The sequence below is a fragment of the Pseudocitrobacter cyperus genome (genome assembly GCF_039889165.1).
GTDB lineage: Bacteria > Pseudomonadota > Gammaproteobacteria > Enterobacterales > Enterobacteriaceae > Pseudocitrobacter > Pseudocitrobacter cyperus.
The window spans coordinates 330,639-352,635 of the sequence record NZ_JAYMYY010000001.1; the positions used below are offsets into that span (position 1 = coordinate 330,639).

The following is a 21,997-nucleotide window of genomic DNA, read 5'->3' on the forward strand; positions in this document are numbered from 1 at the left end:
GGCCGGAGAGTAAAACCATGCCACAACGGCAATCGACGCACGCCGAACAGGGCATTGTGCTGGAATCATTAAGCGCGGGTTACGGCAGCCAGCGTATCGTCAATGACATCAACCTAACGCTTCCTGCCGGAAAGCTGACCGTTCTGGTTGGCGCCAACGGTTCGGGCAAATCAACGCTCCTGAGTACGATATCGCGAATGCTGAAGCCGCAAGGGGGTAGCGTGCGATTAAACGGCAACGATATTCACCAGCAGCCCACAAAAACGGTTGCCCGTCAGCTAGGCATCCTGCCGCAATCTCCACTGACGCCGGAAGGCTTAACGGTATTTGAACTGGTTTCACGCGGTCGATACCCCTGGCAGGGGCTGATTCGCCAGTGGTCGGATGATGACGAACGCGCAGTGGAAGAGGCATTAACGCTCACAGGAACCACCGCCTTCGCGCACCAGCCCGTCGACAGCCTCTCCGGCGGCCAGCGTCAGCGCTGCTGGATTGCGATGGCGCTGGCACAACAAACACCAACGATTCTGCTGGATGAGCCCACGGCCTGGCTCGATCTGCGCTACCAGGTTGAGATCCTGCAATTGTTGCAGCGCCTGACCCGCGAGCTTCATCGCACGGTGGTGACTGTTCTGCACGATCTCAACTTCGCTGTGAACTACGCCGACACCCTGGTATTGATGAAGCAGGGACGCGTCGTTGAGGTGCTGGACGACCTTTCGCGCTGTACGCCTGAGTTGATTCGCGACGTCTTTGATGTCGATGTACAGCGGGTGGTCAACCCGCAAAACGGCAAGCCTCTGTTTATGCCTTTTCGCGCCGTCACGGGGCCGGACTGATGGCGGTTGATACTTTCTCACTTCGCCATTCGCGCAGTCGTGGTTTACTGGCACTTTTGTTGATATCAGGTATTTTGCTGGCGAGCGCAATCATTCACCTGGGACTGGGGGCGCGAACCATTGCGCCGCGCACGGTTATTGAGGCGCTGCTGGACTACGACCCGCGTAATTTCGACCATCGGATTATTGTTAGCCTGCGCCTGACGCGTCTTTTAGCCGCAATATTGACCGGTGCAGCGCTCGGTGTTGCCGGAATGCTGCTGCAAACGGTGATCCGCAATCCACTGGGAGAGCCGCATATTCTTGGGCTGAACGCCGGTGCGACGCTTGCGGTGGTAATCGGTTCGGCGCTGGGAATTTCCTCTGCACAGTGGGGACTTCTGCAACCATTAATTGCTGCTGCGGGTGCCGGAGGACTTTTCGCTCTGGTGATGTTCACCGCCAGTGCCGGGCGTAGCGGCCCGACGGCGATGAAAATTACGTTATGCGGCGTCGCGCTTTCGGCGTTTGCTTCCGCTGTGAGTGCGGCAATCCTTATCCTTGATGAACAAACCTTACAGGCGATACGTACCTGGCTTGCGGGCGATCTCGCAGGGATTAGTCCGGAGATGCTGCGCATCGCCTGCTTGCCGATGGCTGCCGGCCTGCTATTGGCTTTTCTGCTTGCGCCGCGGATCGCGCTACTGACATTGGGTGACAGCGTCGCCACGGGGTTGGGTGTCCACACTGGCTACACGCGCGCGCAGACGGTTATTGTTATTGCGCTGCTTTGTGGTGCGGCGGTATCGATTGCCGGGCCGATTGGGTTTATTGGACTCGTGGTGCCGCACATTGTGCGCCATCTGGTGGGGCACTCACTGCGACACGGTCTGCTGATGGCGATGCCTGTCGGGGCGTGTCTGTTATTGCTGGCGGATATTTTTGCCCGCTGGTTGTTGGCTCCGCAGGAACTGGCGACGGGCGTGATGACCGCACTGGTCGGCGCACCGCTGTTTATCTTTATCGCGACGAGGTATTTCAAATGAATAACGTCGTTGCGCGTGCCGGATTCCGTCGCTATACCCTGGGTTCTTTGCAGTGGCTGGTTCGCCCGCGGACGCTGAAAATAGCGGCATCGCTGGCGGTGTTCACTTTGCTGCTTGTGCTCTACGGTATCACGCGTGGATCGTTACCCATTCCGACCAGCGCTATTGGCAAGGCTCTGTTTTCAGCAGAGATACTCTCCCCACAACAGTCGACCATTGTACTCGACATCCGTCTGCCGCGTTTGCTGATGGCGGTGCTGTGCGGTGGCATGTTGGGGCTGGCGGGTGCGGCAATGCAGTCGATCACCCGTAACGGACTCGCCGATCCGGGATTGATCGGCGTGAAAGAAGGAACCAGCGTAGTGGTGCTCATGTTGCTGCTGCTGTTTCCATCCGTGAGTCTGGTCTGGCGGCCGCTTGCCGGGATGGCGGGGGGACTGTTGGTCGCCCTGTTGGTCATCGTTCTGGCGCGGGATCTCTCGCGACCACGTTTTATCCTGGTTGGTATCGGTGTCTCCTGGGCGTTGTCGGCCGTAATGGGCATTTTCATCACTACCGCCGATATCCGTGATGTGCAGACGGCGATGACCTGGCTTGCCGGGAGTCTGCACGCGGCAACCTGGCCGCTGCTGGGGGTAGCGCTGCTGTGGGCGCTACCGGCGGCGATCGTCCTCTACGCGACTGCGCGTGCGGCAGACGTCGCGCTGCTGGGAAATCAGCTTGCCAGTGGGCTTGGCGTTAATCTAACCCGTTTAACCTGGCTGCGATTTTTTGCGCCGGTGCTGTTGACGTCAGCGAGCGTCTCCTGCGTCGGAAGCCTCGGTTTCGTTGGTCTAATGGCACCGCATATGGCGCGTTTTTTGCTGCGTGGCGGCCAGGTTGCGCTTCTTAGCGGCAGTGCGCTGATTGGCGCGCTGCTGGTGTTGATTGCGGACACGGTAGGGCGGCTGGCTTTCGCGCCATTACAAATCCCGGCGGGTATCGTGATTTCCCTGTGCGGTTGCCCCTTCTTTATTTTGTTGTTGTGGCGTCGACGAGACGTTTTATAAGGATCAGATTATGCGTTGGCTGTTACTTGTGCTTGCTGGTGTGGCTGCATCGGCAGGTGCGCAAACTCAATCGTTTACCGACGATCTCGGGCGCGTCGTTCAGGTGCCTGTACATCCTCAGCGGATTGTGTCGCTTCACGACCTTGATATCACCATCCCGCTAATTGAACTGGGCGTGCCGCCCGTTGCCAGTCATGGCCGAACGCGCCCGGATGGTAGTCACTACCTGCGCTCCAGCGAGCAGTTAACCGGTATCGATTTTGATAACAGCCAGATCGCCTTTATTGGTACCGCCGATATCGATTTAGAGGCGATAGCGGCAGCGAAACCGGATCTCATCATTACTGAGCCCAACCGTAACGTGCCGGTAGAGCAACTGGAGAAGATCGCGCCAACCGTCAGTATTGACCATTTACTGGGTAGCGCGCCGCGCATATATCGCAAACTGGCGCAACTGACCGGCACCCAGGCGCGCCAGGCGGTGCTGGAGCGACGCTATCAGGCGCAAATCGCCCAGCTAAAGCAGACGATAGATACGCATAAAATCACCGTGTCGGTATTGCAGGCCAATAATGGCAAAGTCACCGTGCATCACAGTTACCATACGCTCGGACGCGTGCTGCGCGATGCGGGTTTTCGCTTTCCACCACTGATTGACGCGATACCCGACGGGCAACGCATTGACGTCAGCGCCGAACAGCTCCCGGATCTGGACGCTGATTTTATCTTTGCCACTTATCGTTCTGACACCGGGGGCAAGCCGCAGGATGAGCTACAGGCAATGGATAAAGTGATGCCGGGCTGGTGCGATTTTATGCGCGCCTGCCATATGGGACGCTATATTTTGCTGCCGCGCGAAGAGGTGATCTCTAACTCGTATGCTGCCCTGAGCCTGGTTGTGGCGCAGGTGCAGTCGCATATTGCCGGACGCCCGATGCCAGGAGACAAAAAATGACGCAGTTACCGCAGCGCAAAGAAAAACGCCGCGTCGATTTGTTCGGTGAGCGGTTGCGCAGCCGGGGGGCGCAGCTTTCGCCGCGTCTGCTGGCGGTGGTGCAATGGATTGATGGACACCGTGAAGCCGTGTTGGATCACACGGCGATGGAAATCGCCCATGCAACACAAACGTCGGATGCCACGGTCGTGCGCGCTATTCAGGCTCTGGGGTTTGCCGGACTACGGGATTTGAAACAGACCATGGCGCACTGGTTTGGCCCAACCGCGACCTCCTCGGAGAAAATGGTGTCAACGGTGAGCGAGCTAAACTGCGATGTACACTCCAGCATCGATTTTGTGCTGGAAGGGCATCAGCGCGCCTGTGAAATGCTGGGACGCCTGCATAACCGCGTCGCCATAGCTCAGGCGGTCGCCTTACTCAGTGAGGCGAGACAGGTAGGGTTATTTGGCATCGGCGCATCGGGGATCCTGTCCGAATATACGGCACGTCTGTTCAGCCGCATCGGGCTGCCCTCATATGTACTTAACCGCACGGGTTTTAGCCTGGCAGAGCAGCTTGTTTCAATGCAGCGCGGCGATGTGCTGATTATGATGGGGCAGAAATCGCCGCACAGAGAAGGGATGACGACCCTGAGCGAAGCGAAACGACTGGGTATTCCGGTCATTTTGCTGACGCAGGCGACAGAGTCGCGCTTCAGCGAGTTATCTGAGGTAGTGATTGAGGTACCGCGTGGTGAAAATGGGCGAGTACCGTTGCATGGCACGGTAATGGTCTGTCTGGAGATGCTGGTTCTGAGTGTCGCCTCGACAACTTCCCAGCGGACAATTCGTTCGATGAAGCGAATCAACGAGTTACACCGCTCGATTGGTAAATCATCAGGTCGTAAATAATTTGTGTCTTAGCTCTACGACATAAACCTGCGTGAGATCTCATTTTTGTTTATCAAAGGAAGATATCGCCGCTAATACTATTTTCAGCCGTGAAAAATCACGTTACATTAATTCCATGCTTGAGAATATTCTTAGATGATTCTCAGCTTATTTGGATGTGTAGGAGGCTGATAGAAATAACAACTTATCAATGATGGATGAGTTCTTATCAGCACCTTCACAGGATTTTCTCACAGGACGTGAGGTATACACGGATGAAACGAACTCTTCAGTTTGGCCTGATGGCCGCGCTTATTGCTTGCCCGATACTCGCGGGCGCCGCTTCCGGTGGTGTCATACATTTTCGTGGCATGATTGTTGAAGATGCCTGCAATATCAAACCTGACAACGGCGTTGTCCACGTCTCCTGTTACCGTGAGGGTAAACAGCATCGTGAGACCCATTTGTTAAATCAGAATACTCAATTTAATATCATGCAGGATATTGCTACCACACAACTGTACCCGGTTGCTGACCATCCTGAATTACAGGTATTACAGATTACTTATCGCTGAGTGACACCGTATTATGAGTAATGAAATATTCATTACTCATAATGCGTTTTTATTTAATTTTTTTATTTAAAAGTAAGTAATGACAGGGGAATAAGTAATTAAAGGTAAAGAGGGGAGTAAAACTGAGAATGGTGCGTTCGATTGGACTCGAACCAACGACCCCCACCATGTCAAGGTGGTGCTCTAACCAACTGAGCTACGAACGCATAATGGTGCGTTTAATTGGACTCGAACCAACGACCCCCACCATGTCAAGGTGGTGCTCTAACCAACTGAGCTATAAACGCAAAATGGTGCGTTCGATTGGACTCGAACCAACGACCCCCACCATGTCAAGGTGGTGCTCTAACCAACTGAGCTACGAACGCATTGTTGCCGTGACAACGGGGACGAATATTAGCGACACAGGCGGGATGTGGCAAGGGGAAAATGTGCAATTTCATGTGACTGGAGAAGTTTTACGCATATCTGGTGTATTTTTCTGCTGTTAGGGAATATTCGCTAACCAGCCGGTTACAGTGCCGAATCCGGATGACTTCATGATGCAGACGTTTGTTGAATAGTGGAGTGTTATAATATAACATTCCATTTTTTTGCAGCAAACGAGGAAAAAATTGTGCTGAATCATCTGGGAAAAGTTTCACTGGCGCTGGCGGTATCGTTAATGAGCGCAGGTGCGTTTGCCCATGGCAATCACAGCCATGGGGTTCCGTTAACGGAAGCGGAGCAAAAGGCTGCGAACGGGATTTTTGCCGATCGCGATGTGAAAGACCGTTCGCTTAACGATTGGGAAGGGGTGTGGCAATCGGTAAATGCGTTACTGCTGGCAGGCGATCTTGATCCTGTCTTCAAACAGAAGGCGGAAAAAGAAACGGGTAAAACAGCCGGTGAAATTAAAGACTATTATCGCAAAGGCTACGCGACGGATATTGATACCATCGGTATTGAAAACGATGTGATGGAGTTCCACGCTGGCGATAAGGTCAGCGCGTGTCACTATCGCTATGCCGGACATAAAATCCTGACTTACGCGTCAGGCAAAAAGGGAGTGCGCTATCTTTTTGAGTGTCAGGATGCAGCATCGGATGCGCCAAAATATGTGCAGTTTAGCGACCACACGATAGCCCCGCGCAAATCCGCGCATTTCCACATTTTCATGGGCAATAAATCTCAGGATGCGCTGTTAGAAGAGATGGATAACTGGCCGACATATTACCCGTGGCAACTGACTACGGCGCAGGTGGTTGACGAAATGCTCCATCATTAATGAAAACAGCCGCGGATGCGGCTGTTTGAGTGTTATCGCGACGCGCGTTGTAAAATAAGCGTCGCTGGCTGGCGCTGCAAAAAGCGCATTCTCAACATCATCATAATAGCTGCTGAGGTCAGGCCGATAATAAAGCCCAGCCAGAATCCTGCAGGGCCCATTCTGTCAACAACGATGTCGGTAAGTGCCAGTACGTATCCGCTCGGTAAACCCAGCACCCAATAGGCGATGAAGGTAATAAAGAAGATGGATCGCGTATCTTTATAACCGCGAAGGATCCCACTGCCGATCACCTGAATGGAGTCAGAAATCTGGTACAGCGCCGCCAGCAACATCAGTTGCGCGGCAAGCGTTACCACTTCCGGGTTGTCGTTATAAAGCAACGCGATATGCTCGCGCAGCGAAACGGTGAAAATCGCCGTGATCACCGCCATGCACACGCCAACACCAAGACCTGTCCACGCTGACGTTTGCGCCTCCAGTGTAGAACCCTGGCCGAGACGGAACCCCACTCGAATTGTGACGGCCGCAGCCAGTGACATAGGCAGAACAAACATCAACGAGCTAAAGTTGAGTGCGATCTGGTGGCCTGCGACGTCGACAATACCTAACGGCGATACCAGCAGCGCGACGACGGCAAATAGGGTGACTTCAAAAAACAGCGCCAGTGCGATGGGTAAACCCAGTGCAACCAGGCGTTTGAGCACGACAGTATCGGGTTTAATGAAGCGTTCGCTGTTGCGAATATCACGCATTGAACCCGCGTGCTTCACATAATAGAGCATACTGATGAACATCACCCAATAAACTGCCGCCGTGGCGACGCCACAGCCTACGCCGCCGAGCTCCGGCATGCCGAAATGGCCATAGATAAAGATATAGTTCACCGGAATGTTGACCAGCAGGCCAATAAAACCCATTACCATCCCCGGCTTGGTTTTCGCCAGTCCTTCGCACTGGTTACGCGCGACCTGGAAGCAGAGATAGCCAGGCGCCCCCCAAAGCAGGGCGCGCAAATAGCCGACCGCTTTATCTGCAAGTGCAGGGTCAATATTATGCATTGAGCGGATAATATAGCCCGCGTTCCACAGTACCACCATAATCAGAATGGAAACCAACCCCGCCAGCCAGAAGCCCTGACTAACCTGCCCGGCAATACGCTCGCGTCGCCCGGAGCCGTTAAGCTGTGCGATCACCGGCGTCAGCGCCAGCAGCAGGCCGTGACCAAACAGAATCGCTGGCAGCCAAATAGAGGTACCAATGGCGACAGCCGCCATATCGGTTGCGCTGTAGCCGCCTGCCATCACGGTATCAACAAACCCCATTGCCGTTTGGGCAACCTGCGCGAGAATCACGGGGATAGCCAGAGCCAATAACTGACGCGCTTCGCTAAAATACTTCTGCACGTGAACACCTATATTTTTTGTTATTTGAGAGACAGAAAAGCCGCCTGAACAGGCAGCAAGAAGATAATAAAGAGGATTGCCAGCTATTGTAGCGGGGATTTGCCATTAAGCCAGTCTAAAAATCGTCGACTTTACGCTGAGGCTGGCAACCTGTTTGGGCAACTGTTATTGTTCGTATCAGAAAATACGGTGTGGGCTGAACCCTCGCCGGAGTGATTATCGAAGGAGTTAAGCGCATGTTTACTGGTATTGTGCAGGGCACGGCAAAAATCGTGTCCATCGATGAAAAACCGAATTTCCGTACTCACATCGTTGAGTTGCCGGACTACATGCTGGATGGCCTGGAAACGGGCGCATCGGTGGCGCATAACGGCTGCTGCCTGACCGTCACTGAAATTAAGGGTAATCAGATTAGCTTTGATCTGATGAAAGAGACGCTGCGCATCACCAATCTGGGTGACGTAAACGTGGGTGATGTGGTGAACGTTGAACGCGCCGCGAAATTCAGCGATGAAATTGGCGGGCATCTGATGTCGGGCCATATTATGACTACCGCTGAAGTGGCGAAAATAGTCACCTCGGAAAACAATAAGCAGATCTGGTTTAAAATCCAGGATCCTTCACTGATGAAGTACATTCTGTACAAAGGCTTTATCGGTATTGACGGGATTAGCCTGACAGTAGGTGAAGTGACGCCGACGCGTTTCTGTGTGCATTTGATTCCGGAAACCCTGCAACGCACGACGCTGGGCGCGAAACGCCTGGGCGATAAAATCAATATTGAGATAGACCCGCAGACGCAGGCCGTGGTTGATACGGTAGAGCGTGTACTGGCGGCGAAAGAGGCCGCAGCGATAGCGGCGGCACAGCCTGAAGTATAAAAAAATCCCCCGGCGCATTCCGGGGGATTTTTTTATCGTGCAACGCGCAATCCGTTTTCGACTCCGCGAGAGAACACCACCTGCCACAGATGAATATCGCGTGCACGAAACGCACCTGCACAGGCATTAAGGTAGTAAGTGAACATCCGCTTGAAGCGCTCAGAATAGTTATCGGCAATTTCCGGCCAGCTCTGGATAAAACGCTCATGCCAGGCCATCAGCGTCGTATCGTAGTCGGCACCAAAGTTGTGCCAGTCTTCCATCACAAAATGTGGCTCGCTGGCATTGGCAATATGGCGCACGGAGGGCAAACAGCCGTTCGGGAAAATGTATTTATTAATCCACGGATCGACGTTCAGATCGGTACGTTTTGAACCGATGGTATGGAGCAGAAACAGGCCGTCAGGCTTCAGGTTACGATCCACCACTGAGAAGTAGGTCGCGTAGTTTTTCGGCCCGACGTGCTCAAACATACCGACAGACACGATGCGGTCAAATTTGTCATCAAGATCGCGATAGTCCTGCAATAAAATGGTGACATCCAGCCCTTCACAACGCTGCTGCGCCATCTTTTGCTGCTCTGCGGAAATCGTCACGCCTACGACGCTTACGCCGTATTGTTCGGCCATATACTGCGCCAGCCCGCCCCAGCCGCAGCCGATATCGAGCACCCGCATACCGGGTTCTAATTTCAGCTTTTGACAAATCAGATTAAGTTTCGCCTGCTGAGCCTCTTCAAGCGTTTGCGCCTCTTTCCAGTAACCGCAAGAGTACTGCATGAAGGGATCCAGCATACGGCTGAAGAGATCGTTACCGAGATCGTAATGTTCTTTACCCACCATCCAGGCGCGCTTTTTACTTTGAAGATTGAACAGACGAGCAGCGGCGATACGCAACGTATCTTTTAGATGGCGCGGCAGTTGATTTTCCAGCCCGGCGCGTAGCACTTTGTGAAAAAAGAGATCCAGACGCTCGCATTCCCACCAGCCGTCCATATAACTTTCACCCAACCCCAGTGAACCTTCCTGCAAAACACGCTTAAAGAATTGGGGATTTTTCACCTGCAAGTCGGCAGGGCCGTTACCGTTAATTTCGATGCCCGCCCGGCTTAACAATTCGTTGGTGATGCGGTACCAGTCATCATTCGGTACGCTAACTTCTTCTATACACGATGAGCTCATAGCTTCTCCATCCGACCCGGTGATCAGAACCTTAAAACAGCGTAGACGCTTTTTTGAGTTTGTGAGAAATCTCACGGATAGCCCGTGAGCCTGCTATCCGACGTAGCACAGAGGAAGGGAGATTACCCTTGCCGAAATGACCATCCATGGAGAACCGGGAGGCGTCCTCCTCCCGTTAAAAATAATAACGTCTGTAATTATGTGATACGGATCCAGTATAGGACGCAAAATCTACTGATTCAATTAAAAATCTTAGCAAACTAATTACGGCTTCATAACATTGATATTTATCATTTTATGCGCGAGATGATTCCTTTGGTGAATCATTTTCGACAATGCGCGCGCCAGCCTGCATCTTGTAGCCGATACCTGCGAGCACAACGGTGGCCACCATCACGCTGGTGGTCGCCAGCAGAGGTGCGGCAATCAATGATGAAACGACCAGACTGGCGAGGAAGCACAGCCCCAGTTGCAGCGTATTTTGTAAGGCGGCCGCACGCCCGGTAGCCTGCGGGAATGGGCGCAGAGCGCGGGCGACGACGATAGGATAGATAGCGCCGTTTGCCATTGCCATCACGCAGAACGGGATCAGCAGGGCGGTCAGCGAGACATGCGGTGTCAGACCGACGCCCCAGGTGGCAAACACGCTAATGGCGAACAGCATCAACAACCACGGCAGGAGCTTGCCGCCATCCCATTTTTGCAGCGCCGCGCGGCAGCCGTAGCCGCCTATCAGGAAGGCGATGGTCTGCGGAACATAGCTCAGACCAATGGCTGTCGGGCTGTAACCCATGGCATTGAGGATAAATGGCGACCCGGTCAGCCAGGCAAAGAAGCTGGCGGAACAGGCGGCGTATATCAACACGTTGCCGCGGTAATCCTGACTGCGCAGCAGCTTCATAAAGGTCAGTTTGTCCGGGTTTGCGGACACTTTCGGGTGGGCGGGCTTCAGGCGCAGCGCCGGGATCATCAAAATCAGCGTAATGATAAACAGCGTGGTGAAAATAGCCTGCCACTCGAAGTGATGCAGGATCCAGCTTCCCAGCAGGGGGGCCAGTGCCGGAGAGAGGCCAACCAGCGGCATAATCGTGGCGAAAATACGGTTGATACGCTGCGCCGGATAGTAGTCTGTGACCATTGCCTGCCAGGTGACAGCCGCTGCGCAGACGCCGACCGCCTGGATAAAACGCAGCACCAGCAGTATGCTGGCATCGCGCACCCACAGCATTCCCAGGCAGCCGAAGGCGAAAATCGCCAGGCCTGTTAACAAAATCGGTTTGCGGCCATAACGGTCAGAGAGCGGCCCCCACAGCAGTTGCGCGATAGCAAATCCGGCAAGGAACAGACTCAGGCTGGCACTGACGGCAGACGCCGGTGTTTGCAAATCGCTCTGAATGGCGGCAAAGGCCGGAAGATACATATCAGTGGCCAGGAAGCCCAATACGCTCAGGCCCGCCAGCCAGACTAAAAATCCTTTCCCAGGTTGCATAAAAACGCCTTTTCTTGTGTCGGAAGAGGCTGAGAGTGTAGAGAGTGAAATCTGGCTTGTGAAACGCTAATATTTGCGGCCTGGTTTCAAAAATTTTGTAGGCAGAGCATGTGGTCTGAATATTCACTGGAAGTGGTTGATGCCGTTGCGCGTAACGGCAGCTTTAGCGGTGCGGCGAATGAACTGCACCGGGTACCTTCAGCAATCAGTTACACGGTGCGGCAACTGGAAGAGTGGCTGGCGGTTCCGCTGTTCGAACGCCGTCATCGCGATGTTGAGCTGACGCCTGCGGGGGCGTGGTTTTTGAAAGAAGGGCGTTCTGTTATCAAAAAAATGCAGATCACTCGTCAGCAGTGCCAGCAAATTGCCAATGGCTGGCGCGGTCAACTGGCCATTGCGGTTGATAATATCGTCAGGCCTGAGCGCACCCGGCAGATGATTGTCGATTTCTATCGGCACTTCAGTGATGTTGAACTGCTGGTTTATCAGGAAGTGTTCAACGGCGTCTGGGATGCGCTGGCAGATGGCCGGGTTGAGCTGGCGATTGGCGCGACGCAGGCGATCCCCGTTGGGGGGCGTTATGCCTTTCGCGATATGGGTATGCTGAGCTGGCAGTGCGTGGTGGCAAGCCAGCATCCTCTGGCGAAGATGAGCGGGCCATTTAGCGATGATACATTGCGCAACTGGCCTTCGCTGGTGCGTGAGGATACTTCGCGCTCGTTGCCAAAACGAATCACCTGGCTGCTGGATAACCAGAAACGGGTTGTGGTACCAGACTGGGGCTCTTCAGAGACCTGTTTATCCGCGGGGCTTTGCGTCGGAATGGTGCCAGAACATTTTGCGCGTCCGAAGATAGACACGGGCGAGTGGGTGGCACTGGAACTGGAAAACCCTTTTCCGGATGCGGCTTGTTGTCTGACGTGGCAGCAAAACGATACATCTGTAGCGTTAGGCTGGCTGCTGGACTATCTGGGCGACAGTGAAACGCTGAACAGCGAGTGGCTGCGAACGCCGGAAAATGGCGTTCGCAGAGAGCCTTAACGACGGTAATCGCGGAAGGGGCCGTCGGCGACGGAACGGCGCTCGATGAGGCGCGGATGGACTTCAATCGACTGCGACTCTTCGCGTTTGCTGACAATTCTGTCCATCAGCATATTAAAGGCGGTTTCCCCGAGGGAGTCTTTAGGCTGGTGGATAGTGGTCAACGCCGGCGTAAAGAAGCGAGAGTTGCGCACGTTGTCGTAACCAATCAGGGAGATATCCTGCGGGACGCGTAGTCCCATTTCATCAGCGGCGCAGAGCGCACCCATCGCCATGACATCACCACCGCAGAAAATGGCCGTCGGACGCGGATTCTGCGAGAGGATTTGCTGCATGGCGCGATAGCCGGATTCAGGCTCGAAATCACCCTGAACGATCCAGTTGGACGGCACATTAATATGCATCTCTTCCATCGCTTTCATAAAACCGGCCAGGCGGCCCGCACCGGTGTTACGCTCAAGCGGGCCGGGGATGACGCCAATTTCGCGGTGGCCACGTTCCACCAGATAACGGCCTGCCATATAGCCACCTTCGAAGGCGTTATCAATGACCGAGTCAGTAAAATCAGCTTTGGCTTCGCCCCAGTCCATCACCACCATCGGAATATTGCGATACTCTTCCAGCATCTGCAGCAGCGATTCCGGATATTCAGAACACATCACCAGCAGGCCGTCTACGCGCTTTTGCGCCATCATAGAGAGGTAAGCGCGCTGCTTCTCAAGATTGTTCCAGGCGTTGCCAAGGATCAGGGTATAGCCTTTCTGAAAACAGTTTTTCTCAACGGCTTCAATTATTTCAGCGAAGTAGGCCGCTTCACTACTGGTTGCCAACAAACCAATGGATTTGGTGTGATTGACTTTCAGACTACGGGCGACGGCGCTTGGAGAGTAGTGGAGCTCTTTGATTGCCGCCCATACCGCTTCCCGCGTATCCTCGGCGACAAAGCGCGTCTTGTTAATCACATGTGATACAGTTGTAGTGGAAACGTTTGCGCGTTTCGCTACATCTTTAATAGTTGCCATTCCATCTCACTCCAGACCCGGGCCTGCCCCCGTTCGATTAACTACGAAAACGTTTGCCTTCACTCACCCTGACGCAATGTTATGAATTGCGGTTCGCCGGGAAAACGACACAGGACGACAGGAGGGGGTCAATGGCCGATACACTTATAAATTAGCGTCGAATTTTGTCTGATCTTTGGCAAAAGTGGAAGCGCAAAATCGGTTATCGTGTGAAATCAGAGAAGATTTTTGCTATTAAGTGTGCAAAAATGATTTAACTCACTTTTGGTGTGGTGATAACAAGGAGAAAAATTGATGAGTACTGAACTGAAGATGTCAATTACCACGACGGTTATTACGCTGGCGCTGATCGTGGCGGCCGGGCTAACTGCCGTCCTGCATTAATTCATTTCGCAGGGAGAGTTCACTCTCCCTCACTTCAATTCCTCATATCGATTGTTATCACATCAGCAAAACTATTTTGCTAATTTGTACACTTCTGTTTTTTTGTGATCGATGTCATGCTTTTGCCTTCAGTTGTCACGCCGTCCAGATTTGCGGCAAACCGGAGTCATTGCATGAAAGTCAATTTTCCCTTACTGGCGTTAGCCATTGGCGCATTTGGGATTGGCACCACCGAATTTTCGCCGATGGGGCTCTTACCTGTTATCGCTGAAGGGGTTGATGTTTCAATTCCTGCCGCAGGTATGTTAATCAGCGCCTACGCTGTAGGGGTGATGGTGGGTGCGCCGCTGATGACGTTACTGCTCTCCCATCGTGCGCGGCGCAATGCCTTAATCTTCCTGATGACGATTTTCACCCTCGGCAATGTGCTCTCGGCTATCGCGCCGGATTACACCACCCTGATGCTCTCGCGCATTATTACCAGCCTCAACCATGGCGCATTCTTTGGCCTGGGCTCGGTGGTTGCGGCAAGCGTGGTGCCAAAACACAAACAAGCCAGCGCGGTCGCCACTATGTTTATGGGGCTGACGATTGCCAACATCGGCGGTGTTCCCGCAGCCACCTGGCTTGGCGAAACCATCGGCTGGCGGATGTCGTTCCTGGCAACGGCGGGTCTTGGCGTGATTTCGATAGTTAGCCTGTGGCTCTCGTTACCGCAGGGCGGGGCAGGTGAAAAACCGGATGTGAAACGCGAACTTTCGGTGCTGGTGCGCCCGCAGGTGCTTTCCGCTTTGCTGACGACGGTGCTCGGTGCGGGAGCGATGTTTACGCTCTATACCTATATTTCGCCGGTATTGCACACCATTACCGATGCATCCTCTACCTTTATCACATTGATGCTGGTGCTGATTGGCGTCGGTTTTTCTCTGGGGAACTACCTCGGCGGTAAGTTTGCCGATCGTTCCGTCAGCGGCACGCTGAAGGGATTTTTGTTGCTTCTGATGTTGATAATGCTGGCGATACCGTTCCTTGCGCGCACGGAAATCGGTGCTGCGGTCAGCATGGTTATCTGGGGAGCCGCGACCTTCGCTGTCGTGCCACCACTGCAGATGCGTGTGATGCGTGTGGCTCATGAAGCGCCAGGGCTCTCGTCTTCGGTTAATATCGGGGCGTTTAATCTGGGCAATGCGTTGGGCGCAGTTGCGGGCGGAGCGGTAATTTCCGGCGGCCTGGGTTACAGCTTTGTGCCGGTGATGGGGGCGATTGTGGCAGGGCTGGCGCTGTTGTTGGTATTTTTCAGCAGTCGCTCACAGCGTGAAGAGATTATCGTTAGCCAGTAACAGAAACGCAGAAGGGGTTTCCTTCTGCGTTATTTCATTATGCCGCCAGATTTTCAGCAACAAACGCCCAGTTCACCAGCGCCCAGAAGTGCTCCAGGTAGCTGACGCGCGCGTTGCGGTAATCAATATAGTAAGCATGTTCCCACACATCGACGGTCAGCAACGGTTTGGCATCCGTCGTCAGCGGGGTTCCCGCGTTTGACGTGGAGACAATCGCCAGGCTGCCGTCTGCTTTTTTCACAAGCCACGTCCAGCCGGAACCGAAGTTCTTCGCAGCCGCATCGCTAAATTGTGCTTTAAACTCGGCAAAGCTACCGAAAGAACGGTTGATGGCTTCAGCCACTGCGCCAGTCGGTTCGCCGCCTGCGTTTGGTGCCAGGCAGTGCCAGTAGAAGGTGTGGTTCCAGACCTGTGCTGCGTTATTGAACACGCCGCCTTCAGAGGTGCGAATGATCTCTTCCAGCGATTTGCCTTCAAACGCCGTACCTTTCACCATATTGTTCAGGTTGGTGACGTAAGTCTGGTGGTGTTTTCCATAATGATACTCGAGCGTCTCGGCAGAAATGTGCGGCGCCAGAGCGTCTTTGGCATACGGTAATGCAGGTAATTCGAACGACATTGCTACTCTCCTTTTTATAGTTAATTACCCCAGTAACCTTGTACTGAGTGTGGATAGAGTAACAAATTAAAAGGTGTGATAAAAGAGAAGGTTACCCTGCCAGCAGTCTGGCAGGGCAGGGTTTAGCGGATGGTTTTCGGGGTCATGACGCGACGCGCGCCCACGTAGTGGCGATCCCAGTAATCTTCGCTGAGAGACGTTATCTGGATATCACGGCCGGTACGCGGAGACTGAATAAATTTCCCGCCGCCGATATAAACACCGACATGATCGGCGGTGCCGCGTCCGCGGGTACGGAAGAACACCAGGTCGCCGCTTTCCAGCTCACCGCGATCGATTGCCCGGGCATCGCGCAGGTGGTACATCTCGTTTGCCGTGCGTGGGATACGGAATTTCACCAGATCTTTATAGGCGTAGTAGACCAGTCCGCTGCAATCAAAACCGGTGCGCGGGGAACTGCCGCCCCAGCGGTAGGGTTTACCGATCTGATCCATGAGTTTATTCATCGCGGTTTTCTGCGCTTTTTGCACCCGTGCTTTATGCGCTTCAGCGATAGTTAACGGTTTGCTATCCACTGCGCGGGTGGTACAGGATTTCTTATGGCCCTTGCGCACCACGCATTTGGTGGTGACATTTGCCGCGGCTGTTTTCATCGTGCTGCTCTTGCTGCGACGCGTGGTTGTCGTTTTACTTTTACTGGCGACGCGCGCGGTGCGGGATGATTTACTGGCGGTCGAGGCGATTTTTTTGCTTGCCGGAGCGTGAGTAGCCGTTTTTTTACTGGCTGAAGGGGTGGATTTCTTCTTGCTGCTGCTTTTGCTGACGGTGCTTTTCTTCTTCCGTTCGCTTCCTTTCGCAGAAAGCGATTTCGGCGTCGCCGTTGCTTTCGTATGACCGGAAGCCTGTGAGAGCGGCGAGAATGTTAATGATGAAAACAGCAAAGCACAGAGCGTGATCGACATTTTTTTTATCCGCGCCACTGAGCAATCCTCTGAGTATGGAGGCATAAAAGTCATGCCTGAGTATGATTTACAAAACGCATCGATTCTAATCCATATAAACCAATAATGTTAATAGCGATTTTGTATCTAAAAGAATGTTTCGTTAGCAAGTGCAAAAAAAAGCGCCAATTGAAACAGGAATAGCCAAAAAAAGCGGAATTTTTCAGCATCTGACCGTTAAAGTGATATTTCTAAGGCAACTTCTGATGACATTCGGTAAAATAGTAAAGAGTGAACAAAATGTTATTTTCCGTCTGCGGTCTGAAACGCTACAATGTCAGACTACATGTGGTATCAGAAGTTAAGGAAGTAAGACAATGAGCACAACTATTGAAAAAATCGAACGTCAGATCGCTGAGAACCCCATCCTGCTGTATATGAAGGGTTCCCCGAAACTGCCAAGCTGCGGTTTTTCCGCACAAGCTGTTCAGGCGCTCTCTGCCTGTGGCGAACGTTTTGCTTACGTAGATATCCTGCAGAACCCGGATATTCGCGCTGAGCTGCCGAAATATGCTAACTGGCCGACCTTCCCGCAACTGTGGGTTGACGGAGAGCTGGTTGGCGGCTGCGATATCATCATCGAGATGTACCAGCGCGGCGAACTGCAGCCACTGATTAAAGAGACTGCGGCAAAATATAAAGAAGAAGAGCCGAAAGCGGAGTGATTCGTGAGCGTCGCTCGTCGGCGAAAATGCAGAAGCGACCTGAAACGGTCGCTTTTTTTACGCGTGTTACTCGGCAGGCATCGGCAGCGGCCAGCCACCCAGACGTTTCCAGCGGTTCACGATTTCGCAGAACAATTGTGCGGTTTGTTCTGTATCGTATAACGCCGAGTGTGCCTGTTCGGCATCAAACGTCATTCCTGCCGCCGCGCAGGCTTTAGAGAGTACCGTTTGCCCTAATGCCAGCCCGCTCAGCGCCGCCGTATCAAAGGTCACGAAAGGGTGGAAGGGGTTGCGTTTCAGATTCGCGCGTTCAGCGGCCGCCATCATAAAGCTGTGATCGAAGGTTGCGTTATGCGCCACCATAATGGCACGGTTACAGCCGCTGTCTTTAATACCTTTACGTACCATTTTGAAAATGGCATGCAGCGCGTCATGTTCGCTCACCGCGCCACGCAGTGGGTTGGAAGGATCAATACCGTTAAATGCCAGCGCTTCTGGTTGCAGGTTCGCACCTTCAAACGGCTCAACATGGAAATGTGCAGTGGTGTCCGGCATCAACCAGCCATCTTCATCCATTTTCAACGTGATTGCTGCGATTTCGAGCAGAGCATCAGTTTTGGCGTTGAATCCGGCGGTTTCAACATCAATCACCACGGGATAAAAACCGCGAAAACGGTCGCACAGACCATTCAGTTGCGCATTGTCGGACATTAGAATCTCTTAACCTGAAAAAAGTAGCGCGCATTATGGCAAATTTTGCCAGGGGATGCAGTAAAAGCGGATAAAAGAACGGGCGCCGTAGCGCCCGTGGGAGATTAGTTGCCAAGACCTTTGCCGGCATCTTTTTCTTCAATCAGTTCGATTTTATAACCGTCCGGATCTTCAACGAAGGCAATGACGGTGGTGCCGCCTTTTACCGGGCCCGCCTCACGGGTCACGTTGCCGCCACTCTTGCGGATACGCTCGCAGGCTTCAGCAGCGTTGTCTACGCCAAGCGCGATATGCCCGTAAGCGGTGCCGAGATCGTAGTGATCAACGCCCCAGTTATAGGTGAGTTCAATCACCGCTTCATCTTTTTCATCCCCGTAGCCCACGAAGGCGAGGGAGTATTTGTACTCAGGGTTTTCGCTGGTACGCAGCAGTTTCATACCCAGGACTTTGGTGTAAAACTCGATGGAGCGTTGCAGGTCGCCGGCACGAAGCATGGTGTGTAATAAGCGCATAATTTCCTCAAATAATCATTATTTAAAACAAAACATTATTTTAGTATAGCGGCGGATCCCTGCCGCTATCAATGCACGATTACAGCGTTGGGTAGTCGGTATAACCTTCGGCGTCACCGCCGTAGAAGCTTTCCGGGCGCTGCGGGTTGAGTTCCGCTTTATGCTGCAGGCGAGCCACCAGATCCGGGTTGGCGATATAAGCGCGGCCAAAGGCAACGGCATCAATTAACCCTTTCTTAATCAGATCTTCTGCTTTTTCCGCTGTATAAGCACCAGCACCGATGATCACACCCTGGAAACGCGCACGGACTTTCTCGCGGAAGGTTTCGCTGTACGGCTCGCCGCCAGCCCAGTCCGGTTCTGACATATGCAGGTAAGCAATACCGCGTTTACCCAGTTCTTCAATCAAATAGAGCGCATCCGATTCTTCGTTCGGGCCGTTGTCGACGTTCTGGAAAGTACCAATTGGTGACACACGGATCCCAATTCGGTCGGCACCCCATTCTTCAATCGCCGCATCCACCACTTCCAGCACCAGGCGAGCACGGTTTTCTACGCTGCCGCCGTACTGGTCGGTACGATGGTTAGAGGACGGTGACAGGAACTGGTGCAGCAGATAACCATGCGCGGAGTGCAGTTCGACCAGGTCGAAACCGGCTTCGCGGGCATTGGCGACCGCCTGACGGAAATCATTAACAATTCCCGGGATCTCTTCCGTTTCCAGCGCTCTTGGCATGGAGGTATCGACGCGAATGGCATGGCCATTTTCATCACGCAGAGAAGTACGCGTACCCGCGCTCAATGCAGAAGGGGCGACAGGCGCCAGGCCACCCGGTTGCAGGCTGGTGTGAGAAATACGCCCTGTATGCCAGAACTGCACCGCAATACGGCCACCTTCAGCGTGAACGCCGGCGGTGATTTTCTGCCATGCGGCGATTTGCTCGGCGCTATACAGACCCGGTGCGCCTGCATAGCCTTTTGCCTGGGCGGAAATTTGTGTCGCTTCGGAGATGATCAACCCGGCACTTGCCCGCTGGCGGTAGTACTCAGCCATCAGCGGTGTCGGGATATCACCAGGCTCAATGCTGCGTAAGCGGGTGAGTGGGGCCATAAAGACCCGGTTCGGGACAGTGACAGCGCCCACTTTCAGTGGGGTGAACAGTTTTTCTTGCGACATGGTGACTCCTGAGTAGACCGGTCGTCTAGTGAATAAGTAAATTAAAACGCCCTTAGGGTGCGGGCGTCGCAATGATCGTTTTGGCGTGAGCCAGTGCGCTTTCCAAAGGTGTTGAACTGCGCGAAATCTTGGCCTGAAGGTTAGAACCCAGCCAGAGAGAGTAGAGCACCTCCGCCTGGGTATAGGCATCACCGTCAAACAACAGACAGCCGTGACGGCGGCCATTCTCCAGCGCCTTCGCCAGCAGATGGATAATCTCACTGGCGCCTTTATTCATTTCTGTGCGCATGTCTTCTGATAGATCGCACACTTCAGCCGAGAGCTTCACGGTCAGACAACCGCCAATCTTTCCCTGCTGACAGAACTGGTTAATAGCCTGTTGGTAGTAGGCCAGCAAACGATCGCGATACGTCCCTTCACCTGTGGTGAAGTGCTGCTCCAGCCGCTGATGATAATCGGCAAAATGACGTTCAAGCATCGCGACGCCAAAGGCTTCTTTCGAGCGAAAATAGTGGTAGAAGGAGCCTTTCGGAACCTCCGCCGTTTTTAACAACTCGCTCAGCCCCATTCCCGTAAAACCGCGTTGCATGCAAAGCCGCTCACCGGTTTCCAGAATATGTTCGCGCGTATCGTGTTCAGTATGTTTGCTCATAGCCAGACAATCTAATAGACCAATCGGTCTAGTGCAAGTTTTTTTACGTTTTCCCATCTTCAACAAAGGTTGCAGAGCGCGCAGTAAACGTCTTCAATGAGTAAATAGTGATGTAACAGGAGGCCAACGTGGCGGAGCAACTGGAGTTCTTCCCGGTGCAGAGTCCGTGCCGGGGTATTTGCCAGAGTGATGAACGTGGATACTGCCGAGGTTGTATGCGTAGCCGCGATGAGCGTTTTAACTGGCAAAAGATGAGCGATACGCAAAAGCAGGAGGTTTTACGCCTCTGCCGTCAGCGTTTGCTGCGCAAAATACGCGCAAACAAATCGGGTGATGCTGAAGAACCTCAGCAACCTTCACTGTTTTAGCGCCAGAATTGCGTATACTCATGACAAATTTTCGTTGAGGAAGCTGTTATGGTTCAGCGTATTACCCTGGCGCCGCAAGGGCCGGAATTTTCACGTTTCGTCATGGGTTACTGGCGGTTGATGGACTGGAACATGTCCGCCCGTCAGTTGGTCAGTTTTATAGAAGAGCACCTTGACCTGGGCGTCACCACTGTCGATCACGCTGATATCTATGGTGGATATCAGTGCGAAGCGGCATTTGGTGAGGCAATGAAACTGGCGCCGCATCTGCGTGAACGGATGGAAATCGTCACCAAGTGTGGTATCGCCACCACGGCGAAGAGCGAAAACGTACTGGGCCACTATATCACTGATAGTAAACATATTATCAGCAGTGCAGAGCAGTCGTTAACCCTCCTGGCGACTGACCGCCTGGATCTCCTGCTGATCCACCGTCCGGATCCGCTGATGGATGCCGATGAAGTGGCGGAAGCGTTTCTGAACCTGCATCAAAGCGGCAAAGTGCGCCATTTCGGCGTGTCTAACTTTACGCCTGCGCAGTTTACGTTACTGCAATCCCGTTTGCCGTTTACGCTGGCAACCAACCAGGTCGAAATTTCACCGATTCATCAACCGACGATTCTTGATGGCACGCTGGATCAACTCCAGCAGATGCGCATTCGTCCGATGGCGTGGTCTTGCCTGGGCGGCGGTCGCCTGTTTAATGATGATGAGTTCCAGCCATTACGCGATGAGCTGGCGAAGGTGGCAACCGAGTTGAATGCCGCCAGTATTGAGCAGGTGGTTTACGCGTGGGTGATGCGTTTGCCGTCGAAGCCGTTGCCGATTATTGGCTCTGGTAAAATTGAGCGTGTCCGTTCGGCGGTTGACTCGCAGTCGCTGGAGATGACGCGCCAGCAGTGGTTCCGCATCCGTAAAGCCGCTCTGGGTTATGACGTTCCCTGAGTGATTTCTCCGACTTCCGGT

Annotated in this window: 24 protein-coding genes and 3 tRNA genes; 14 read left to right on the top strand and 13 right to left on the bottom strand. The window is 53.4% G+C overall.

What is annotated here, in order from left to right; translation table 11 throughout:
* The first annotated feature begins 17 nt into the window (after nucleotides 1-17).
* From VSR74_RS01610 to VSR74_RS01635, 6 genes are all read left to right on the top strand, one after another.
* Entirely contained in the window at nucleotides 18-839 is an 822-nt protein-coding gene (locus tag VSR74_RS01610; RefSeq protein ID WP_347793072.1) for an ABC transporter ATP-binding protein, read from the top strand.
* Nucleotides 839-1,864, top strand: a complete 1,026-nt coding sequence (locus tag VSR74_RS01615) for a FecCD family ABC transporter permease (protein WP_347793073.1) — start codon at nucleotides 839-841, stop codon at nucleotides 1,862-1,864. Before VSR74_RS01610 ends, VSR74_RS01615 begins: the two co-directional genes overlap by 1 nt.
* Nucleotides 1,861-2,913 carry a FecCD family ABC transporter permease gene (locus VSR74_RS01620; protein ID WP_347793074.1) on the top strand — a complete coding sequence of 351 codons (1,053 nt, stop codon included), beginning with the start codon at nucleotides 1,861-1,863 and terminating at the stop codon, nucleotides 2,911-2,913. Before VSR74_RS01615 ends, VSR74_RS01620 begins: the two co-directional genes overlap by 4 nt.
* Nucleotides 2,914-2,923: 10 nt before the next feature.
* Complete coding sequence (locus tag VSR74_RS01625; RefSeq protein ID WP_347793075.1) at nucleotides 2,924-3,868, top strand: iron-siderophore ABC transporter substrate-binding protein; 945 nt, start codon at nucleotides 2,924-2,926, stop codon at nucleotides 3,866-3,868.
* The gene (locus VSR74_RS01630) at nucleotides 3,865-4,761 is read left to right on the top strand and encodes a MurR/RpiR family transcriptional regulator (protein WP_347793076.1); all 897 of its coding nucleotides are present in this window, start codon (nucleotides 3,865-3,867) and stop codon (nucleotides 4,759-4,761) included. The genes VSR74_RS01625 and VSR74_RS01630 overlap by 4 nt, the downstream gene beginning before the upstream one ends.
* A gap of 254 nt (nucleotides 4,762-5,015) precedes the next feature.
* Nucleotides 5,016-5,315 carry a hypothetical protein gene (locus VSR74_RS01635; protein WP_347793077.1) on the top strand — a complete coding sequence of 100 codons (300 nt, stop codon included), beginning with the start codon at nucleotides 5,016-5,018 and terminating at the stop codon, nucleotides 5,313-5,315.
* 129 nt (nucleotides 5,316-5,444) lie between these two features.
* Here VSR74_RS01635 and VSR74_RS01640 read toward each other — a convergent pair.
* From VSR74_RS01640 to VSR74_RS01650, 3 genes are all read right to left on the bottom strand, one after another.
* A tRNA-Val gene (locus VSR74_RS01640) sits at nucleotides 5,445-5,521 on the bottom strand.
* A gap of 4 nt (nucleotides 5,522-5,525) precedes the next feature.
* A tRNA-Val gene (locus VSR74_RS01645) sits at nucleotides 5,526-5,602 on the bottom strand.
* Nucleotides 5,603-5,606: 4 nt separating this feature from the next.
* Nucleotides 5,607-5,683, bottom strand: a tRNA-Val gene (locus tag VSR74_RS01650).
* Nucleotides 5,684-5,931: 248 nt separating this feature from the next.
* Here VSR74_RS01650 and zinT point away from each other — a divergent pair.
* Nucleotides 5,932-6,582, top strand: a complete 651-nt coding sequence (zinT, locus tag VSR74_RS01655) for a metal-binding protein ZinT (RefSeq protein ID WP_347793078.1) — start codon at nucleotides 5,932-5,934, stop codon at nucleotides 6,580-6,582.
* Between the two features lie 32 nt (nucleotides 6,583-6,614).
* On the opposite strand, the gene mdtK is transcribed toward zinT, so the two are convergent.
* Nucleotides 6,615-7,988 (bottom strand): MdtK family multidrug efflux MATE transporter, encoded by a 1,374-nt coding sequence (gene mdtK, locus VSR74_RS01660; protein WP_347793079.1) that lies wholly within the window; start codon nucleotides 7,986-7,988, stop codon nucleotides 6,615-6,617.
* 236 nt (nucleotides 7,989-8,224) lie between these two features.
* On the opposite strand from mdtK, the gene VSR74_RS01665 reads away from it, so the two are divergent.
* Nucleotides 8,225-8,869, top strand: a complete 645-nt coding sequence (locus VSR74_RS01665; RefSeq protein WP_347793080.1) for a riboflavin synthase subunit alpha — start codon at nucleotides 8,225-8,227, stop codon at nucleotides 8,867-8,869.
* Nucleotides 8,870-8,901: 32 nt separating this feature from the next.
* On the opposite strand, the gene cfa is transcribed toward VSR74_RS01665, so the two are convergent.
* Nucleotides 8,902-10,050: a cyclopropane fatty acyl phospholipid synthase gene (cfa, locus tag VSR74_RS01670; RefSeq protein ID WP_347793081.1), complete on the bottom strand. Its 1,149-nt coding sequence runs from the start codon at nucleotides 10,048-10,050 to the stop codon at nucleotides 8,902-8,904.
* Between the two features lie 295 nt (nucleotides 10,051-10,345).
* Nucleotides 10,346-11,539: a purine nucleoside transporter PunC gene (gene punC, locus VSR74_RS01675; RefSeq protein WP_347793082.1), complete on the bottom strand. Its 1,194-nt coding sequence runs from the start codon at nucleotides 11,537-11,539 to the stop codon at nucleotides 10,346-10,348.
* A 108-nt stretch (nucleotides 11,540-11,647) separates the two neighbouring features.
* Between punC and punR the strand changes: the two genes are divergently transcribed.
* Nucleotides 11,648-12,580, top strand: a complete 933-nt coding sequence (gene punR, locus VSR74_RS01680; protein ID WP_347793083.1) for a DNA-binding transcriptional activator PunR — start codon at nucleotides 11,648-11,650, stop codon at nucleotides 12,578-12,580.
* On the opposite strand, the gene purR is transcribed toward punR, so the two are convergent.
* Nucleotides 12,577-13,602, bottom strand: coding sequence for an HTH-type transcriptional repressor PurR (purR, locus tag VSR74_RS01685; protein ID WP_347793084.1), 1,026 nt, complete (start codon nucleotides 13,600-13,602; stop codon nucleotides 12,577-12,579). The genes punR and purR overlap by 4 nt on opposite strands.
* A 294-nt stretch (nucleotides 13,603-13,896) precedes the next feature.
* Here purR and cydH point away from each other — a divergent pair, with 294 nt between their 5' ends.
* Complete coding sequence (gene cydH / locus VSR74_RS01690; RefSeq protein ID WP_347793085.1) at nucleotides 13,897-13,986, top strand: cytochrome bd-I oxidase subunit CydH; 90 nt, start codon at nucleotides 13,897-13,899, stop codon at nucleotides 13,984-13,986.
* A gap of 173 nt (nucleotides 13,987-14,159) precedes the next feature.
* Nucleotides 14,160-15,326, top strand: a complete 1,167-nt coding sequence (locus VSR74_RS01695) for an MFS transporter (protein ID WP_347793086.1) — start codon at nucleotides 14,160-14,162, stop codon at nucleotides 15,324-15,326.
* 37 nt (nucleotides 15,327-15,363) lie between these two features.
* Here the strand turns inward: VSR74_RS01695 and sodB are convergent, their stop codons facing one another.
* Both sodB and VSR74_RS01705 read right to left on the bottom strand, forming a co-directional pair.
* Complete coding sequence (sodB, locus tag VSR74_RS01700) at nucleotides 15,364-15,945, bottom strand: superoxide dismutase [Fe] (RefSeq protein ID WP_347793087.1); 582 nt, start codon at nucleotides 15,943-15,945, stop codon at nucleotides 15,364-15,366.
* Nucleotides 15,946-16,067: 122 nt separating this feature from the next.
* Entirely contained in the window at nucleotides 16,068-16,925 is an 858-nt protein-coding gene (locus VSR74_RS01705) for a C40 family peptidase (RefSeq protein WP_347793088.1), read from the bottom strand.
* Between the two features lie 338 nt (nucleotides 16,926-17,263).
* On the opposite strand from VSR74_RS01705, the gene grxD reads away from it, so the two are divergent.
* Entirely contained in the window at nucleotides 17,264-17,611 is a 348-nt protein-coding gene (grxD, locus tag VSR74_RS01710) for a monothiol glutaredoxin 4 (RefSeq protein WP_347793089.1), read from the top strand.
* Between the two features lie 66 nt (nucleotides 17,612-17,677).
* On the opposite strand, the gene rnt is transcribed toward grxD, so the two are convergent.
* The 4 genes from rnt to VSR74_RS01730 all read right to left on the bottom strand — a co-directional run bounded on the left by rnt (nucleotide 17,678) and on the right by VSR74_RS01730 (nucleotide 20,663).
* Entirely contained in the window at nucleotides 17,678-18,322 is a 645-nt protein-coding gene (rnt, locus tag VSR74_RS01715) for a ribonuclease T (protein ID WP_347793090.1), read from the bottom strand.
* A 104-nt stretch (nucleotides 18,323-18,426) separates the two neighbouring features.
* Nucleotides 18,427-18,834, bottom strand: a complete 408-nt coding sequence (gene gloA / locus VSR74_RS01720) for a lactoylglutathione lyase (protein ID WP_347793091.1) — start codon at nucleotides 18,832-18,834, stop codon at nucleotides 18,427-18,429.
* Between the two features lie 79 nt (nucleotides 18,835-18,913).
* Nucleotides 18,914-20,011: an alkene reductase gene (nemA, locus tag VSR74_RS01725; RefSeq protein ID WP_347793092.1), complete on the bottom strand. Its 1,098-nt coding sequence runs from the start codon at nucleotides 20,009-20,011 to the stop codon at nucleotides 18,914-18,916.
* 52 nt (nucleotides 20,012-20,063) lie between these two features.
* Nucleotides 20,064-20,663: a TetR/AcrR family transcriptional regulator gene (locus tag VSR74_RS01730; RefSeq protein WP_347793093.1), complete on the bottom strand. Its 600-nt coding sequence runs from the start codon at nucleotides 20,661-20,663 to the stop codon at nucleotides 20,064-20,066.
* A 128-nt stretch (nucleotides 20,664-20,791) separates the two neighbouring features.
* Here VSR74_RS01730 and VSR74_RS01735 point away from each other — a divergent pair, with 128 nt between their 5' ends.
* Entirely contained in the window at nucleotides 20,792-21,031 is a 240-nt protein-coding gene (locus VSR74_RS01735) for a DUF1289 domain-containing protein (protein WP_347793094.1), read from the top strand.
* Nucleotides 21,032-21,079: 48 nt separating this feature from the next.
* Nucleotides 21,080-21,976: an aldo/keto reductase gene (locus tag VSR74_RS01740; protein WP_347793095.1), complete on the top strand. Its 897-nt coding sequence runs from the start codon at nucleotides 21,080-21,082 to the stop codon at nucleotides 21,974-21,976.
* The last annotated feature ends 21 nt before the right edge of the window (nucleotides 21,977-21,997 follow it).